Genomic DNA, 17,106 nt, shown 5'->3' on the forward strand with positions numbered 1-17,106 from the left:
TTTCTGCATCGGTCTTGCAAATGTATAGCCAAGTTACTTCTGGTTATACGCCTAATTGGAAGATTGATTCGGGATGATTCGGGGCTGAAAGCGATCACGTTAGCGAAGCGAGGCGTTAGCCTAGCGTTGCTGCAAAGCAGATCGCATCGCAGAAACCTGATAGAGGGGAGACGTTGAGAAGTTTCCGGATAACTTGATCCGACCTTGCCTCGGCAGTAGAGTGCCCTTATCTGTGAACTGACAGGTTTATGGAGTCCAAGGATATAGAACCCATTTGACATCTAAGAAGAGACCGCAAGCCTCTTAAGCATCAGCCGAATAAAACAAAGATTAACTTTGGTAGTCGCATTAGCTAGAGTTCTCTCAAAGTTCTTGACAAGAATTTTGCATCTCTCCATCCAAGCATTTGACCGCTCAATCACCCACCTCGCTGCAACCGGAACAAACCCCGATTTACCTTGGTCTTTCTTTTCTTGTTTCGATGGTTTTGCCGAAAGTTCAAACCTGATTTTCGTCATGATTTGGGAATAAACCTTTTCTAACTCCTCCCTCAGATGTTCAGGGTGATAACCGTGGTCTAGCAGGATGGTGATCTTGGGAATATTAACGGGTTTTGACTTGAAATAATCAATGTTTTTAGCCAACGTCTCAATCAAACCCATATCATCAGATACATTCGCCTGAGTGCAGTGAGTAAAAAAGGGAAATCCCAGGGTATCAACGGCTAGATGTCTTTTAATACCATTTGTCGACTTGTAGAAACAATATCATGAGCGATGCTGTGCTAGCATTACAGGTATTTTTTACCGCTTGAGAGTCGATGATCAACAACGTTGTCCACTTGGCTTTTTTTTAACTTGCTCACGCACTTGCCCATGTAAAATGCTCATTAGTTTATCGATCGCTCCTTGGGCCCGCCACTGCTTGTAATGCCAATATACCGTCGAGTAAGGGGGTAAGTCCTTGGGTAAGTCTTCCCAGTTGCAGCCATTCTTGAGTTGATAAAAGATACCATCCAAAATTTCTCGCTTTGTCCAGTTAGGTGGTCTCGTCTGCTTCTTAGTCAACAATATTTGAGGCAGTAAGGGTTCGAGGATTATCCACTCTTCGTCTGTCAGGCTGCTAGAGTATGGCATAACTGCTGGATACGACTTTTGCGCTCACTTTACTTCAAGACAGTAAAAGATGTCAAATGGGTTCTATAACAGCTTGAAGACAAGGATTGGTAATCATCACGACTTCTCCTGTTGTACTGTGTTAGACCATGCCAGCACGATGTCTACGATGGGCGTAGCTGCGGCACTTTCATTCAAAAAAGCCTAAAAGACTTATCATAAGTTGGATCGAAGTTTATAATTTGGTTCGACTTTTGAAGATTTGCGTCAAAAGCTTTACCAGTGGTTACGCGATCTGAGAAGATCGGAATATATGCATTTGTTAGCTATTAGTCAGTTGCCTCTTGCCAATTGCTCAATTGTATGTAACAGCTAAGTGCTGGTTTTTAGCGAGTAACCAAATACAAACGATAGTCGAACACTGACCAGATATCATTCATCTAAACACATATTTAGGAAACAAAAGTTATGGATGAAGCTTCAGAACTCACAACAACCGATAACGTAAACGCTCAAGATGTAGCAGAAGTTATTGCAGAACTTGAGCAGTATCGCGAACGTTTAGTCCAAGAAACTATGGAAACAGCAAAACGGGCTAAGTTGATGAGAGTAAATGTTATGGCAAAACTGGAGCCTGAGCTTGCCAAGATTGATTCTGCCATCCAGGAACTCCGTAATCACCAAGCTGCCTTAAACGTCAGCAACTAGTAATCCATTTTGATAATTTAGCTATAAGTCATATGCTCAACTCCAAAACTCAATCCGGGGAGGATTCGTTAAATCTGTCTCAGGCAGAAACTGATGCTTTATTTGCAGCGGTGAGTGAGCAATTAGGCTTAAACACCTTCAATCCTGATGACCAAGACCTACTCAAGCAGATGATTGAGAGTATGGGAGACTCACGGGGGATGGTTAGGTTGAGTTTTGCCGAGGCATTGGGTAAAATCGGTAAACCAGCGGCCCCTTTATTGATGGAAGCTGTAGCAAATCACCCAAACCCAGTTGTACGAAGAGCTAGCACCAAAACCTTGACACTGATCGCTGATCCGATCGCAATTCCAACCTTGCTCAAGGCTCTATTAAATGATGAAGATACGGTGGTCAAAGCCTCGTCGGTGGGAGCGCTGGCCAAGATAGGTAAGCCCGCTGTGCCAGCATTACTAAAAATCTTAGCATCAAACGAGTATCCAGAAAGTGCCAAAGGATATGCAGTATGGGCATTGGGATTTATTGGAGCAGAGGCGAAGGAGCACTTATATCAAGAGATTAACTCTGACTCGCCTGAAGTTCGTGCTGCGGTGGTGGGTGCGATCGCCAAAATAGCTGAAGAAAGTACCCAAGAAGGAGCATTTAATATTTTAGTTAATGCTCTCACCGATCAATCTGCAATTGTCCGGTGTGAAGCAGCAGCAGCTTTGGGTAGCCTGACCTATCAGCCAGCGATTCCTAACCTCATTGAGTTACTGCATCATGCCGATTGGGAAACTCGAAAAGCGGCAGCTTTGGCATTGATGAAGATTGGCGATGGGGCTGCTTTAGAACCCCTGCAAGCCGTATTGACCAAGGAAGAGGAAGCGGGGGTTCAGGCAGTGTTCAAGTTGGCGATTTCTCAAATTGAGAGACAGTTAGAGGAAGATGCTTGGGAATAGAGCAATGCACATTTACTATCACTAATTTTTGCACTGATTCCTGTAAAATTATTGCAAATTAATAGCATTAATCCAATCATCAGTCGCCAACTATGACTATTTTCCTGACATTAAAAGATAATTTAGAACTGTGGACAGAAGTTGTTGATTAGGGTTCCAACTTGGGATTACCTAGTTGAGTTTAGTATTCTCTTTTCTGGCTCCATAGGAGATAGTCAGAGACAATATTTTAGTGAAAGTTGTACATTGATTTATGATAGTGGTGTGCAACGCTCATGGACAATAGAATCTTAGAAAAACGACAGAATTTTGGGAGTGAATATTTAAATCTCTCCTGATTTGTGAGCAAGGTTTTTTCCAAAAGCAGATGGAGCTATGAAGCCAGATTTAAGTTTTTTAGTCAAGGGCAATGACTGGCAGACGCTGCTTTATTTATAAATCAACCCAGCATTGCAATTAGTGGCAAGACAAATTATCAACTGTCATAATTAAGGCACTACAAAGCAACTTTATTTGCAGGGCAAAGCAATTAAATTAATCACATTGCAACTAGCGCCCATTTTGGCAGAACAAAGTAACTTGCAGCGATCGCTAAACTGAAAACTTCAAGCATTAACCGAATTCATCAAGCTAGAGAAATTCTAGAGTCTTGTCTAAAAAATCCGCCGTTATCACTGGAGTTAGCATACATGTAGGGATGAGCGATGTCTTCTCTTTCAGAGACGCTATCGCATAGCTTGCTTCCCCGTAGGGGTACGACAAGCCGCTTCTCTACCAGAGGCTACGCCAACGCGTTTACGCACTCTGCAACACGGATTTTAAGAACTAACTGTATTTGGCTATTTTACCAGCAAACGCATGAAGTGGGCAGAATAGCTATTTAAACTATTATATGTTAATTCCCTTTGTCCATAATATCTGATAATTACTTGCAACTGCTGAGTCATCTACTGTAAGATTTATTCTCAAATAGCTGATTACTAATCTCAATAAAAAAACAGCAAATAGCCTGTTTTTGAGAGTAATGCTCAGTGGGGATGTAGGTGTTAGGGTGTAGGGGTGAAAAATGGTATTGAAGCAAATATTAAAGATTCTTTTTGGTCACAAGCTCTATTTGGTTCTGCCTTACAATCAGTGCAATTGCTCAACAAGTACAAGATAAATCTGCGATGCCAGCGGCAACCCGAAACGGGAACGCAAAAGTACTACGCAATTCCAGGGTGATTAAAGAAATTCCAAGACTTAGTGAAATAGAACTGACTAACACCAGCGCTCAACAATTACTAGTGCAGTCACCAGCACCACCAAATACGCCAACTCCTGAATTAGTCCAAGTCACAGCAGTTAAGGCAAATCCCACCACCAAAGGTGTGGAGGTGATTTTACAAACAACCAAAGGGGAACAGTTACAAGTTACTAATCGCAGTGCTGGTAATAACTTTATTGCTGATATTCCCAATGCTCAACTGCGTTTACCTAATGGCGATGGGTTTACGTTTTGTTCCCAAAAGCCACTAGCGGGGATTACTGAGATAACAGTAACTAACTTAGATGCCAATACAATCCGAGTGACAGTGACGGGGGAAACTTTTGTACCAATTGTCGAGTTGTATGACAGTCCGAACGAGGGTTTGATTTTTGGCGTAGCGAGTACTGCACCAACGCAACAGGCGCAACCTCAAACACAATAGCCCCAAACACAGCAGCCAGAAAACCCGACACAGTCTAGTCAACCATCAGCATCGGGTGATGAACCGATTGAGTTGGTGGTGACAGGTGAGCAAGATGGATACAATTCATCCAATGCCTCAACTGCAACCAAAACCGATACACCCTTACGCGACATTCCCCAATCGATTTAAGTTATCCCCCGTGAAGTGATTCAAGATCAAAATGCGGTTCGTTTGACTGACATCGTACGTAATGTGAGCGGTGTAGCACTCTCACAAACTGCTGGCGATCGCGGAGAAAATTACACAATTTGGGGATTCGATGCCAACGTTTATAAAAATGGTTTCCTTGATGATGGTTCCGCCACTCGCGGCTTTCGAGACAGCGCCAATATCGAGCGAGTTGAAGTTCTTAAAGGACCAGCATCGGTGTTGTTTGGACGCTTGGAACCTTCGGGTATCATCAATCTTGTCACCAAGAAGCCATTAGCTGAACCCTATTACAATGTAAGTTTTACCGCAGGTAGCTATAGTTTTTATCGCCCCGCCCTAGATTTTTCCGCTCCATTAACCCAAGACGGAAAGTTGGGTTATCGTCTCAACGTTGCTTACGAAAATTCTGGAAGTTTCCGCGACTTTGTCCACAAAGAAAGATTTTTGGTCGCTCCTGTACTGAACTGGAAAATTGGTGACAAGACAAACCTGACTTTGAAAGGTGAATATTTCCACTCCGAAAATCCTTATGATGATGGGCTATATCTACTTGGCGGTACGATTATTCCAGATGTTCCAATTAGCCGCAATCTCAACGACCCTAGAAGTCGATTTGTTATAGATCAATCACAAACTTACCTGACTCTCAATCATGAGTTTAATCAAAATTTATCCCTGCGTACTGCTTTTCGGGTGACGACTGCATTAGAAAGAGAAAATCGTTTTTCCCTTAGAGGAGATGTTGCCAGTAACGATGGAACTGTCAATCTTTTTAGCTTTGCTTACAATCAGTACCATGAAACTTACTTTCTACAGAATGACTTAACTGCAAAATTCAATACTGGCTTCGTCAAGCATACACTTTTGTTTGGTGTAGAGCTTGGTAAAGTGTATGACAGAGAAGTGTACGATTTTGTTGATGTTGGTAGCTCGAACATTTTTAACCCTGTCTACAACTTTTCTTATGGTCCATCTGAACGGGGTGTTGATAACGCACAAAATAGTGATTCTTTCGGTGTTTACCTCCAAGATCAGATAAGTGTGTTTGATAATCTCAAACTCCTTGTGGGTGGCAGGTTTGACACTTATCATTCCGAATTTCAAAATTTTCTTGATGCCTCAAGCACAGTCACAGATAGCGATGCGTTTTCACCGCGTGTCGGAGTCGTTTACCAACCGACAAAAGAAATCTCGCTATTTGCTAACTTTAGTCGCTCATTTGTTCCTGTGAGTGGTAGCAGTAAAAACGGTGATGCTTTTGAGCCTACAAGGGGAACTGGCTACGAAGTCGGCATCAAAGGAGACTTTTTAAATAATCGTCTCTCTTCTACTTTAGCCTTCTACACAGTTACTAAAACTAATGTCTTAACTGAAGATCCTAGCGATCGCAATTTTTCAATTCAGGTAGGCGAACAACGCGCTCGTGGAATTGAGTTAGATATTGCTGGAGAAATCTTACCTGGTTGGAAAGTAATTGCTTCCTACGCTTATACGGATGCAGAAATCACTAAAGACAATACATATCCAGTCGGAAATACTCTAGGTGGTATACCCCGACATAGTGGCTCATTGTGGACAACCTATACCTTTCAAAAAGGAACATTAGAAGGGTTTGGTTTTGGTGGAGGTATCTTTGCAGCTACCGAAGCTTATGGATATCTGGATGACTTGTACACCGTACCTGGTTATGTACGGACTGATGCGGTTATTTTCTATAAAAAGGATCGCTTGAGAGCATCTGTTAACTTTAAGAACTTATTTGATGTCAGATATTTCGATGGCTCAACTGGGGGTGTAGTTGATCCGGCTGATCCATTTACAGTTCAAGGAACGATTTCTTGGGAGTTATAAAATATCTCGGTAACTAACAGCTATTTGTTGCAATGTTTAGAGTTAATAGCAAGTGAGGATGTAAGTGTAGGGATGACACATGGTGTTAAGGCAGATATTGAAGATTGTTTTGCTTACAAACTGTGTTTGGTTGTGCGTTCAATTTTTCCTCCCCTAACTTAGTCCCTCAATTGACTGAAATCGCTGTATTTTAATTAAAAACTTATTAAGTAAGTCGCCACAATAAAATCAAGCTATGTGAAGAAAAGTAAACAAAGCTAAAACCCTTTTCTTCCTGCTTTCTGCCTCCTGCCTTATCCCAACGATAATTATTTACGCCGACCTACTTATCTATAAATTATCCTTGTTAAAAAAAGCTGACAATTATTTGCAATTGATAACTCATCCCCTGTAATATTTATTCTCAAGTAGCTGATTATTAATCTTAGGAACTAACAGCTATTTGCTGCAATGTTTAGAGAAAGTGGTGAGTGGAGAGTAAGTGTAGGGGTGTATTTTTTGTCGATTCACGAGCAGGCGATCTGGACAACTCCTTTGAAGTGTCAAGCTATGCCCGTGTTGATGCGGCTACTAGACTGCTGACAAATTTAGAGCCGCAATCAATTTCAAGAATTTATTTGACACCACTTATTACGAAGGCGTACAGAACAGATGCCAAGTCTTTCCTGGTGCGCCCTTTACAGTGCAGGGAACGATTTCTTGGCAGTTTTGACCCCACTCTCCACGGCTAAATTTCCCTCTGGCTTGGGAAACAAGAATATTTTAAGGAACCTGATATGAACTCTAAAAAACTACGCGACTTGGTATTTACCCTACACCGTTACATTGGTTTAGCGGTCGGACTGATTACAATTATTGTCGGTTTGACCGGTACTTTATTAGTCTTTCACTCCGAAATTAGCAACTTCGATCAGCAGCGCCGAATTGGCACAATTACTGCTCAAGGTGAACCACTACCTATTGAAGTTATTCTCAACACTGTTAAAAAAACCTATGCCGATCAACCAGACGCACCAGTGCAAAGGATTTATCTACCTTCAAAGCCAAATGAGCCGATGAATGTTATTCTGAAAACCAAACAAAACGAATGGACAGAAAACTACGTTAACCCTTACACAGGAAAGATTTTCGGCAATAACTTGAAACCAACCTTCATCCAAAAGTTTTATGATATCGTCTACCCACTCCACTATGAGCTTTTAGGCGGTAATATTGGCAATAAGTTTGTGGGCATTATTGGTTTACTAATGTCGTTTCTGACTATTACAGGTATTATCCTTTGGCCTGGTTGGCGCAAGTTAATATCTGGATTCAAAATCAAGTGGAATGCCCATGTCAAGCGAGTGAACTTTGATGTTCACAAAGTTGCTGGTGTGATTGCAGCAGTATTTCTGATATTTACATTTTTCACGGGATTTTGCTGGAACTTCTCTGATGTAGCCAATCCAATAATCTACACACTCACCTTCTCCAAGCAGCAACCAGATCCTGTTTCTGTTGTCGTTGCTGGTAAGTCTCCACTCGGACTAAAAGAACAATTAAAAACGGCTCAAGCTACTTTACCGACTGGAACACTCAGGAGGATTTATTTTCCAACTAAACCAGAAGAAGCTTTAAATGTAGCCTTTAAACTTCCCCAAGAAACTGAAGACTATGGTCAAAGCAGTGTTTATCTTGATCAGTACAGTGGTAAAGTTTTGCGAGTGGATAATTCTTTGAAGCAGTCATTGGGCGATCGCATCCTCAATTCTTTTAGTCCTCTACACTATGGTACATTTGGTGGCTGGCCTACTCGCATTTTCTACCTATTTGTTGGACTTGCACCGTTAATCTTATCTGTTACTGGCTTTGTGATGTGGTGGTATCGCTATAAGGTAAAAAATCGCTCCCCGATACTACAGAAACGATTAAGTTGACATCAAAAAATTGATTATAAATTTGTATTTGACTTATGTATAAATTATCAGTGTCGATACCACGCTAACTTTTGTGCTTGTTCTTCTGGTGTCAAATAGCGATGTCTGGCTACAACAAGCAGAGCTTCTACGCATTATCTCAACACAGCTACTTCGTTCTTTAGCAGGCAATGTAGGAGGAGAAGTTTCCCCACAGCTAAAACATCTAGTTAGGCAGCCAATGCACGAAAGATATATCCGTTGTGGGGCAGTTGAATGAAAAACTACGTTGCATGGGTTGTGGGCTATGCAAGTCCAACTTCATTTCATGCAGCATTGGGCAAAAAATTCGGCATCAATCCTGGAGATTATTTGAAACGATGCTGAAAATTTGCTAAAAAAGTCCGGCTGCAACAAGACGCACTCATTAACATCAACTCCATTTGAGGTAAGATTCTTGATATTAATTGTCGATTGAGCGAATTTTTCTCAAATTTTTTAACGAAAGGTGTGTGGAGTGATCACAAATAAATTGCAACAAGTGGTGTTGATGGTAAGCACTCTGTATCTATTGGGTATTGCGCTTGGGTTGGCACAAACACAAGCGCAAAAATTTGATCTCGCTAATATCCCTAGTATCCGCGAAATCAAACTTCCGCTCACTAGGGCCGAAATGTTAGTACAGTCTCCAACATCAGAAGTTGTACAAGTTACTCAAGTTCAGGCAAATCCCACAGATAAAGGTGTGGATATTATTTTACAGACCTTACTTGGTCAACAATTACAACTCGTAAATCGTAGTGCTGGTAATATCTTTATTGTTGATGTTCCCAATGCTCAACTGCGCCTACCGTCGGGCGAAGCATTTACATTCCGTTCGGATAAGCCAATTGCAGGTGTTACTGACATCACCGTCACAAACTTCGATGCTAAGACTATCTAGGTGAGTGTGACAGGTGAAAAAAGTATACCGACTGTAGAGTTGTATAACAGTGCTAACGAGGGTATTATTTTCAGCGTTGCGAGTACTGCACTAAGAGGGCAACAGGCGCAACCCCAAACACAACAGCCGCCAAGTCAGACACAACCAAGTCAGCCATCAGCACAGGGTGATGAGCCAATTGAGTTAGTGGTGACAGGTGAGCAAGATGGCTATAACGCACCTAATGCGACAACAGCTACCAGAACCGATACTCCATTACGCGATATTCCCCAGTCGATTCAGGTAGTACCGCAATAGGTACTTAAAGACCAGCAAACTTTCCGCCTCACGGATGCTCTGCGAAATGTATCTGGGGTTCAATCAGGAAGCTCGTTTGGAGGCACACGGGACGTTTTTTCCATTCGAGGTTTTGGGGGCGTTATTTTCCGAGATGGCTTCAGGCAGAATGGTGATCGAACAATAATCAATGAAACTGCCAATCTGGAGAGAATTGAGGTACTATTTGGTACCGTCGAACCAGGTGGAATCATTAACTTGGTGACGAAGCAACCCTTATCAGAACCTTTTTACTCTGCTGAACTGCAAGCAGGAAGCTTTGGTCTGGTTCGACCGAGCATTGATTTTTCTGGTCCGTTGAATAGTGATCGCACATTGCTGTATCGGTTGAATGCCGTTGATGAAAGGGGTGGAAACTTTCGCGACTTTGACCAAGGCATTTATCGGGTTTTTGTCTCGCCTGTAGTGACTTGGAAGATTAGCGCTCGCACCGATCTGACCTTTGAATTTTCCTATTTGGATGATACGCGACCGTTCGACATCACAGGAATCCCACCAATTGGTAGAAAAATTGCAGACATTCCGTATAGTCGCGTTGTGGATGAGCCAGACAATTTCTCTTTCAGGAATGAGTTCAGCGCAAGTTATCGACTAGAACATCGCTTCAGCGAAAATTGGACGCTTCGCAATGCTTTCCGCTTCTCTTCAAGCGAGCAGAGGTTTGTTGGAGCAAGATATGACACCCTTGATGAAACGACTGGCAACTTGACCAGGAGTTGGAGCGATAATAATGGAAATAACCAGAGCTATGGTCTCCAAACCAACTTGATTGGTAAGTTTGCCACAGGCTCAGTCAAACATACCCTTTTATTAGGTGTCGATCTCAATCGCGATGTGAACGACTTACTTAACTACTTTGGTGATGGTGCCCCTAGCATTAATATTTTCAACCCGGTTTACCGTGTCGTCCCCCTACGTACAAAAGGAGATCTTCCAAATAAAGTTACCTTCAATAATAGTCTAGACTATCTAGGTATTTATCTCCAAGATCAGGTCGCTCTAGCTGATAATTTAAAACTGTTAGTGGGTGGGCGCTTCGATATTGTAGATCAAGAAAGCAGCTTTACAAACAGTGCAGGGGCTAACACTAATACCCAGGTACAGGCCAACGCTTTCACACCGAGAATTGGCATTGTCTACCAACCCGTACCACCACTGTCACTCTATGCCAGTTATAGCCAATCGTTTGGTCCAAATACTGCCACAACAGTCAGTGGTTCAATTTTGGAGCCGGAGCGCGGCACTCAGTATGAGGTGGGGATTAGAGGAGAATTTCTCAACGGCAGACTCTCGGCCAATTTAGCTGCTTATGACATAACTAAGACTAATGTTGCCACAACCGATCCAAATAATACAGACTATAGCATTGCGGTTGGAGAACAAGGAAGTCAGGGTATTGAATTGGATGTTGCTGGAGAAATTCTTCCCAGTTGGAATATTATTGCCAACTACGGCTACACCAATGCCAAAGTCACAAAAGACAATAGTCCCCTACAAGAAAATCGATTTGAAGATGTGCCCTATAATGGGGCAAGTCTGTGGACAACCTATCAAATCCAGCGGGGCGATTTGCAAGGGTTAGGCTTTGGCTTGGGGTTATTTTACGTTGGTGAAAGGGAAGGCGACTTGGAGCATACCTATGAACTAAGTAGCTATCTGCGTACCGATGCCAGTATTTTTTACAAGAGAAATAACTGGCGGGCGGGAATTAACTTCAAAAATATTTTTGATGTGGATTACATTGAGAATACCTACAGCAGAGAACAAATCACTCCTGGCGCTCCTTTTACTGTTCTGGGGACATTTTCAATTGAATTTTGATTTTCCTAACTAGAAATAATTGTGATGCTTCGGCGTAGCCAGCTTAGGTATCGCTATTGTTCGGTTGAGGTGAGCCTTTGTTGATTTAATGTATCTGCCTTACTGGGATTGATCAAGGGAGTTGTATTTAAGAGCGATCGCTACCCTCTGTTATAATTAATCACTTGATCTAATCGAGGCAAGGCACTCACTGCTGACTCTCGAACATATGGATCGGCAGATTCATTATTAGTCAATGCCGTCAGCACTTCCACTCCCCGGATATCACCCATCGAACCGAGTGCATTCACGATCGCTACAGCTACCGCAACATTATCCGTTGTTTTGAGAGCCTCAGTTAAAATTTCAAAGGCAGGGGAACCAATCTCACCCAAAGCCATCACAGATGCAATATAAACTACACCATTTGGATCATTAAGCGCTGTTTTTAATCCCTGTAAGCCCTCAGTTGGGAAGGGTACGTCTGGATGGTTGGCGGCGACCTGTGCCAGGGACTTAGCACAACTGCCCCGAATGGTCGCATTATCGCTGTTCACTAATGACTCTACTAGTGATGGTACAGCATCTATACCAATCGCACCTAGCGCCTTTACCGCAGCTCGACGGTAGGTTACATCTTCTTCATCCAAAATACTCATCAGCCGAGGAATAGTATTTTCATCACGGACATCAGCCAGTTCCCACATGGCTCGTTCCCGCAGATTGGGGTTGGGGTGTTTCAACTGTTCAAATAGAGAATCTATTGTCATAAAATAAAATTTTCCTGTTTAAATTCCCCAAGTTCAATTCTTGTCATTACTCACATTTTTATAACAGTAAAATACTCACCAAACCATAGTTTGCCTACAATTCAAATCTGGGAATGCATAGCAAACATTAGTTAAAACTCACTCCAATTAGTCCGTTGAAACGGACTTGAGCTATTAGCTTTGGAATTTATTACCCAAGCGCGATAGCAATGAAGCCAGAGATTGAAAAGATGTGGGTAATGACAATGAGTTCAATACATGGGAATTAACTGAAATAAATGTTAACTGATAACTGTTCACTGTTAATCACAACTGAAGGACTCCAAGTCGATTACTCAACCTAATTTAGGCAAAGCAACAGACTGAGAGTCCCTAGTTCTAGAGTATGACAATCGCTCCTCTAAGTCTAGTCAATCCGTGTCACTATGACAGGGAGTTGATTACGTAGTCGAGGAGATTGCGGAACTCAACCAATGCTTGAGGAGACAAATCACGAGGAGCGCAAGCGCGATCGCGGGTGTAAGTCATTGCGGTTACATAGGGAGCAGTAGGCAGATTCAAAGAGCGATATGTTTCACGAGCACCTGCAATACCCCATTCATCCAAAGGTCCAGTACCACCCACAACTAAGCTGTAGTTGATTAGGCGCAGGTAGTGCTTGATGTCGCGGAGGCACTTATCTTTCTTACCTTGGGTGTCGCCAGCTTCACCCTCTTGGTTCAAGTAAGGATACTTCTTGAAGGCTGCATCATAACCTTCTTTAGCTACAGCATCGATCCCAGAAGCCAGCTTTTCAGCAGCTTCTAGACGAGCGTTAGCACGTTGAATGCTACCTTGGACAGATTCTAGGTCAGAGGTGGATGGGAAACGACCTGCTGCATCAGCAGATGTAATAACCGTGGTGATAACTGATTTCATTATTTTTTATACTCCAGATGGGATTTGATCGGGTTTGAATTTCAGTTCGTTTGGCTAATAGCCGTTAGCCATGAGCTATTAGCTCAGAGCAGAAATAATGCGATCAAAGTAGCTAGCAGCTTCAGCAGCTAGAGCAGAGCAGTCGCCTGGAACTACTTCTTGCTTGCGGAACCTTTTACCAGCGTTAGCTTCAGTGTTGGTGTTGGTGATGTGAGCGACGCTGATAGCTTTTAGGAGCTCTACAGCACGTACAGAAGAGCCGGTGGGGACGCCCAAAGCTGTATAGGTTTCTTTTAGCCCATTGAGAGCACGATCATCCAAAACAGAAGAATCACCAGCCAATAGCGCATAAGTCACGTAGCGCAGCATGATTTCGGCATCACGTAGGCAAGCAGCATGACGACGAGTTGGGTACAGGTTACCACCAGCTTGAATTAAACCTTGGTTTTCACAGGCAATCCCAGCAATGGCATCAGAAACGGCACAGCTAGAGTTGCTAGCGATCGCGTTTACAGCATCAAGGCGCTTGTTGCCATCAGAAATGAAAGTCTTGAGGGCTGCTAAATCAGCACCACCGATAGGAGCAGTTTTGGCGTCTGCTGTAATTACAGCTTTAGAAAAAGCGTCAAGAACCATGAGTTCTCCTTAATATTCACAAATGGCGGATATTATTTCTGGACTGTTCTCGATCAGATTAACTGCGAGTAGCCAATGAAAAACATAGGGGATCAATAGTACCCTAGTCTTTACTATGAGAGACAAAGTAATAATCTGTAATATTTACCTGTAATTCGGCTAGTCTGACGAAAAAATCAAATTTAGCCTAAATAGGCATTGGGCATTGGGGAACCAGCGCTGTGGTAGCGCCATATGCTTCAACCAGGGGAATCCCGGGAACGAACGAACGTAGTGGCTACCCAGGAGGAACTCCCGTGCATGGTTTTCCGACTTGAGGCGACTGGCGTCATTGGACAAAAAAATAAGACTTACACATTTTAATGGAACTCGACCACTGCGTAAGTCTTAAGGAAAAAATCTTGTTTTTTACTTGATCAAGCTTGTTTTAGTAGATGTTTAACCAAATTATCTTTCACCATCATCTGGCGTAAAACTTCTAACAAAAATTCCTGAGCCTCTTGTTGATTCAAATTCTTTACCTGGTCTTTCAAATTTTGTAAGCGAAACTGTTGCTCTAAGGTTAATTCGACTGGGAAGTCCATGAGCCATTCCTCTGATTGACTGAATCGAAGGGTATTTTGTTGTTATTGCTAGTGTGAACGCGTAGGGCGTCGTAAACATCGCTTTCAACTATTTTAGCACTTAGATATTATATTTTCCATATTGTCAAGCCATAATAAATCAATATAATAAAACTTTACAATTAGATAACAACACGTCTGTCTCTCCTTTTGTAGGGAGTTTATTAAAGCTGACCACTAATCGCTGTAAAGTTTAGAATGTTTATATACCAACAACTCTAAAAAGAAAAAATCTGTAAAACATCATCCGCAGGAGTAATAAGTAGGAGTCAGAAGATTGATAGACGCAATGGAATTTTTTCAGCTAAGTGCTGGTAAGTGGCGATCGCAACGGGCAACTCATCACCTAGCCTTCAAGCGCTCAGAGACGGGAGAATCGGATATACAGGTAGAAACTCTGGATGCCAATCATCCAGAAATCATTGAACTGTGCCAGTATCATCAGATTGACCCCAGCCTGTCAGTAGGGGGGTCACGGGTGCGTTGGCTAGGCACAATGGCTTGGGACAGAGAGGATGAGGAGAACCATCAGGGGAAAACCATATTTGCGATCGTGCCTGATGGCGATAACCCAAGGATTGGCAAATTACTCCGCGAAAGAGGCTACGCCGAAATTATGCCTGTAGTCGGTCTTTTTCACATGGATGATGAAGATGGACTAGTGTTGACAACCGAATACGAAACAATGAGTTCCATTGAGAGATTCTGGTTCGCCAGCCCAAATACGCGGCTGCGAACTAGTACGGTAAAACGGTTTGGCGGCTTTAGCACTGCATCGTTTTGTACTGAAACCCGCATTGAAACTTCTGTTGAGGTTTCCAACACAGAACAGGTAATAGAAAGACTTGGGGAGGATGTTCTGGAAAAAAGAGAGTTTTATTCAGTTTTGGGCTGGTGAATGATTCTTAAGGGAACTGATGCTTTTACTCGTGGGCGAGATTATCTGCATCGGGTACAGGGACTTGCTCTAGAACCGGGCATGGTGGATGTGTTTGATAACTTGCGTGATCGCATCCCCATTTGCACTTGGATCGGTGAGAATATTAACACCGTTAACGCTCAGATCAATACTTACTTAGAAGTTTGTCATGAGTGCTTTCATCCCCAAGAGCGTCGCCATATCCAAATTTTTGCAGTCCCCATAGCTCAATCCTTCGGCATAGACGGGCTGTGCAATATTCTCACAAACCCAATCACTATTCTGGTAGATGTCGGTCGAGTTGCACCTAGAGACTGGTTTGGTGTAGTCGTCCATGAATACGCCCATGCCCATCTAGGAGACTTTGGTCATAATCAGCAGTTTGCTAGCATCTTATCTCATCTATGTTTAGGACTGGGATTGGAACCACCCTACTGGGAGGCAGGGATGGAAGCAACTTTGCGTAGCTGGCCTCACTGTAAGTCAACCATGGATCCCTTGGAATTTTGGATAGGTCACCGAAGGAGGCAGGGGGTATAAATGAGGGAGAATAACTAATGCGATGCCCCATACCCCATTAATTTCTTTTGCTAAATGTTAAAAATTATTGCTTCAATTAAAAAAGGTGAAACTGAATCTCCTAATCTGAAATATGTGCACAAAGTTTTTTAGTCATTTACGTAGTCATTAAGCCGCAAGCCCCACCCCTTTATTAATTAGCTATGGCTTGAATCCAGCAGGCTAATGATTTTTCCTACGAATACTTAAATTACCCTTAGTTAAGTTTCGTGAAATTTTATCAGAATCTCAGGTTCTGATCCAACTACTCCCTTAATATATGATTTAAAGTTGTTAACTTTAATTAAGAACATGGAGGCCTAAGAGTGGCAATTCCTCTATTAACATATGACCCTTCAAGCCAAAATCAGCGTGTAGCTGCATATGAAGTACCGGGTGATGAACAGCCCAGGATTTTTACTACAGACAATATACTGTCCCCGTCAGATTTAGGTGATCTGATCGAAGCAGCATATCGTCAACTTTTCTTTTATGCCTTTGCTGCCGATCGCGAAACATTCCTAGAATCCCAACTCCGTAATGGACAAATTACAGTGCGGGACTTTGTTCGTGGGTTGGTGCTTTCCAATACCTTTAAGAAAAGCTTCTACGACCTCAACAATAATTATCGCTTTGTTGAGCAAGTAATCCAGCGGGTTCTAGGACGCGACCCATACAACGAGCGCGAAAAAATCGCTTGGTCAATTGTAGTTGCTACCAAGGGTATTGTAGGCTTTATTGATCAAGTTCTGAATACTGAAGAGTACCTGAGCAATTTTGGATACTCTACAGTGCCCTATCAGCGCCGTCGGATACTGCCATCCCAATCTGAAGGTGAGTTGCCATTCAACATCAAGTCTCCGCGATACGAAGATTACCACCGTGCCAAACTGGGTTTCCCCCAAATCATTTGGCAGGTCGAAGTACGCAGATTCCTCCCACAAGAGCAAAAGCCCAAGGCTGGCGATCCAGCTTTATTCTTGGCTTTGGCACAAAGTATCAATGCAACTGGCAACGTTCCACAAAGGCTCTCGCCATACAACATCGATATCGAAAAGTCTGTACCTTATCGCCAGTTACCTGGAATTAAGTAACGATTTTTGGTCGGTGGCTGGCTAATACATCCATTTGATAATTTTATAGCGTGCATAAGCCTTGGGTTACGTAGGAGTTTCATTTAGGTATTACTAGTGAAACAGACTCTATCCCA

The 17,106-nt window shown here is 42.7% G+C and carries 18 protein-coding genes and 1 pseudogene; 13 read left to right on the top strand and 6 right to left on the bottom strand.

From position 1 onward, the window contains the following. Positions 1 to 281: 281 nt before the first annotated feature. Both V7K40_RS10935 and V7K40_RS10940 read right to left on the bottom strand, forming a co-directional pair. Positions 282 to 740: a transposase gene (locus tag V7K40_RS10935; protein ID WP_334959451.1), complete on the bottom strand. Its 459-nt coding sequence runs from the start codon at positions 738 to 740 to the stop codon at positions 282 to 284. An 84-nt stretch (positions 741 to 824) separates the two neighbouring features. Further along, positions 825 to 1,136, bottom strand: coding sequence for a transposase (locus V7K40_RS10940; RefSeq protein WP_334959362.1), 312 nt, complete (start codon positions 1,134 to 1,136; stop codon positions 825 to 827). A 447-nt stretch (positions 1,137 to 1,583) separates the two neighbouring features. Here V7K40_RS10940 and V7K40_RS10945 point away from each other — a divergent pair, with 447 nt between their 5' ends. The 10 genes and pseudogenes from V7K40_RS10945 to V7K40_RS10990 form a co-directional block, all read left to right on the top strand. Continuing rightward, a complete protein-coding gene (locus tag V7K40_RS10945) occupies positions 1,584 to 1,823 on the top strand; it encodes a hypothetical protein (RefSeq protein WP_334959364.1) in 240 nt (79 codons plus the stop codon). 32 nt (positions 1,824 to 1,855) lie between these two features. Next, the gene (locus tag V7K40_RS10950) at positions 1,856 to 2,764 is read left to right on the top strand and encodes a HEAT repeat domain-containing protein (RefSeq protein WP_334959366.1); all 909 of its coding nucleotides are present in this window, start codon (positions 1,856 to 1,858) and stop codon (positions 2,762 to 2,764) included. Positions 2,765 to 3,933: 1,169 nt separating this feature from the next. Then, entirely contained in the window at positions 3,934 to 4,455 is a 522-nt protein-coding gene (locus V7K40_RS10955) for an AMIN domain-containing protein (protein ID WP_334959368.1), read from the top strand. A 213-nt stretch (positions 4,456 to 4,668) separates the two neighbouring features. Next, complete coding sequence (locus tag V7K40_RS10960; protein WP_334959370.1) at positions 4,669 to 6,498, top strand: TonB-dependent siderophore receptor; 1,830 nt, start codon at positions 4,669 to 4,671, stop codon at positions 6,496 to 6,498. Positions 6,499 to 6,968: 470 nt separating this feature from the next. Beyond that, positions 6,969 to 7,229 (top strand): hypothetical protein, encoded by a 261-nt coding sequence (locus V7K40_RS10965; RefSeq protein WP_334959372.1) that lies wholly within the window; start codon positions 6,969 to 6,971, stop codon positions 7,227 to 7,229. 45 nt (positions 7,230 to 7,274) lie between these two features. Then, positions 7,275 to 8,414, top strand: a complete 1,140-nt coding sequence (locus V7K40_RS10970; RefSeq protein ID WP_334959374.1) for a PepSY-associated TM helix domain-containing protein — start codon at positions 7,275 to 7,277, stop codon at positions 8,412 to 8,414. Positions 8,415 to 8,487: 73 nt separating this feature from the next. Beyond that, positions 8,488 to 8,673, top strand: a complete 186-nt coding sequence (locus tag V7K40_RS10975; RefSeq protein WP_334959376.1) for a hypothetical protein — start codon at positions 8,488 to 8,490, stop codon at positions 8,671 to 8,673. Positions 8,674 to 8,910: 237 nt separating this feature from the next. After that, positions 8,911 to 9,336 carry an AMIN domain-containing protein gene (locus V7K40_RS10980; RefSeq protein ID WP_334959378.1) on the top strand — a complete coding sequence of 142 codons (426 nt, stop codon included), beginning with the start codon at positions 8,911 to 8,913 and terminating at the stop codon, positions 9,334 to 9,336. Between the two features lie 6 nt (positions 9,337 to 9,342). Next, entirely contained in the window at positions 9,343 to 9,633 is a 291-nt protein-coding gene (locus V7K40_RS10985; RefSeq protein ID WP_334959380.1) for a hypothetical protein, read from the top strand. 15 nt (positions 9,634 to 9,648) lie between these two features. Then, a pseudogene (locus V7K40_RS10990) lies at positions 9,649 to 11,493 on the top strand (TonB-dependent siderophore receptor); the annotation flags it as partial. A gap of 140 nt (positions 11,494 to 11,633) precedes the next feature. Here the strand turns inward: V7K40_RS10990 and V7K40_RS10995 are convergent. From V7K40_RS10995 to V7K40_RS11010, 4 genes are all read right to left on the bottom strand, one after another. Further along, positions 11,634 to 12,242, bottom strand: a complete 609-nt coding sequence (locus V7K40_RS10995) for a HEAT repeat domain-containing protein (protein ID WP_334959382.1) — start codon at positions 12,240 to 12,242, stop codon at positions 11,634 to 11,636. A gap of 423 nt (positions 12,243 to 12,665) precedes the next feature. After that, a complete protein-coding gene (locus V7K40_RS11000) occupies positions 12,666 to 13,160 on the bottom strand; it encodes a bleomycin hydrolase (RefSeq protein WP_334959384.1) in 495 nt (164 codons plus the stop codon). A gap of 78 nt (positions 13,161 to 13,238) precedes the next feature. Then, positions 13,239 to 13,796 carry a bleomycin hydrolase gene (locus V7K40_RS11005; protein ID WP_334959386.1) on the bottom strand — a complete coding sequence of 186 codons (558 nt, stop codon included), beginning with the start codon at positions 13,794 to 13,796 and terminating at the stop codon, positions 13,239 to 13,241. Between the two features lie 416 nt (positions 13,797 to 14,212). Next, positions 14,213 to 14,380, bottom strand: a complete 168-nt coding sequence (locus V7K40_RS11010) for an NblA/ycf18 family protein (RefSeq protein ID WP_273763921.1) — start codon at positions 14,378 to 14,380, stop codon at positions 14,213 to 14,215. Between the two features lie 319 nt (positions 14,381 to 14,699). Between V7K40_RS11010 and V7K40_RS11015 the strand changes: the two genes are divergently transcribed. From V7K40_RS11015 to V7K40_RS11025, 3 genes are all read left to right on the top strand, one after another. Further along, entirely contained in the window at positions 14,700 to 15,317 is a 618-nt protein-coding gene (locus V7K40_RS11015) for a phycobiliprotein lyase (protein WP_334959453.1), read from the top strand. Continuing rightward, positions 15,318 to 15,878: a hypothetical protein gene (locus tag V7K40_RS11020; RefSeq protein ID WP_334959388.1), complete on the top strand. Its 561-nt coding sequence runs from the start codon at positions 15,318 to 15,320 to the stop codon at positions 15,876 to 15,878. Between the two features lie 344 nt (positions 15,879 to 16,222). Further along, on the top strand, positions 16,223 to 16,990 hold the full coding sequence (locus V7K40_RS11025; protein ID WP_334959390.1) for a phycobilisome rod-core linker polypeptide: 768 nt from the start codon (positions 16,223 to 16,225) through the stop codon (positions 16,988 to 16,990). The last annotated feature ends 116 nt before the right edge of the window (positions 16,991 to 17,106 follow it).

It is taken from the genome of Nostoc sp. (assembly GCF_036917195.1).
GTDB lineage: Bacteria > Cyanobacteriota > Cyanobacteriia > Cyanobacteriales > Nostocaceae > Nostoc.

What these genes read in the sequence shown, in the direction of transcription:
- V7K40_RS10940 (WP_334959362.1), bottom strand. Translation starts at nt 1,136, where the DNA reads ATGCCATACTCTAGCAGCCTGACAGACGAAGAGTGGATAATCCTCGAA.
- V7K40_RS11005 (WP_334959386.1), bottom strand. Translation starts at nt 13,796, where the DNA reads ATGGTTCTTGACGCTTTTTCTAAAGCTGTAATTACAGCAGACGCCAAA.
- V7K40_RS11020 (WP_334959388.1), top strand. Translation starts at nt 15,318, where the DNA reads ATGATTCTTAAGGGAACTGATGCTTTTACTCGTGGGCGAGATTATCTG.
- V7K40_RS10955 (WP_334959368.1), top strand. Translation starts at nt 3,934, where the DNA reads ATGCCAGCGGCAACCCGAAACGGGAACGCAAAAGTACTACGCAATTCC.
- V7K40_RS10950 (WP_334959366.1), top strand. Translation starts at nt 1,856, where the DNA reads ATGCTCAACTCCAAAACTCAATCCGGGGAGGATTCGTTAAATCTGTCT.
- V7K40_RS10970 (WP_334959374.1), top strand. Translation starts at nt 7,275, where the DNA reads ATGAACTCTAAAAAACTACGCGACTTGGTATTTACCCTACACCGTTAC.
- V7K40_RS11010 (WP_273763921.1), bottom strand. Translation starts at nt 14,380, where the DNA reads ATGGACTTCCCAGTCGAATTAACCTTAGAGCAACAGTTTCGCTTACAA.
- V7K40_RS11000 (WP_334959384.1), bottom strand. Translation starts at nt 13,160, where the DNA reads ATGAAATCAGTTATCACCACGGTTATTACATCTGCTGATGCAGCAGGT.
- V7K40_RS10995 (WP_334959382.1), bottom strand. Translation starts at nt 12,242, where the DNA reads ATGACAATAGATTCTCTATTTGAACAGTTGAAACACCCCAACCCCAAT.
- V7K40_RS10945 (WP_334959364.1), top strand. Translation starts at nt 1,584, where the DNA reads ATGGATGAAGCTTCAGAACTCACAACAACCGATAACGTAAACGCTCAA.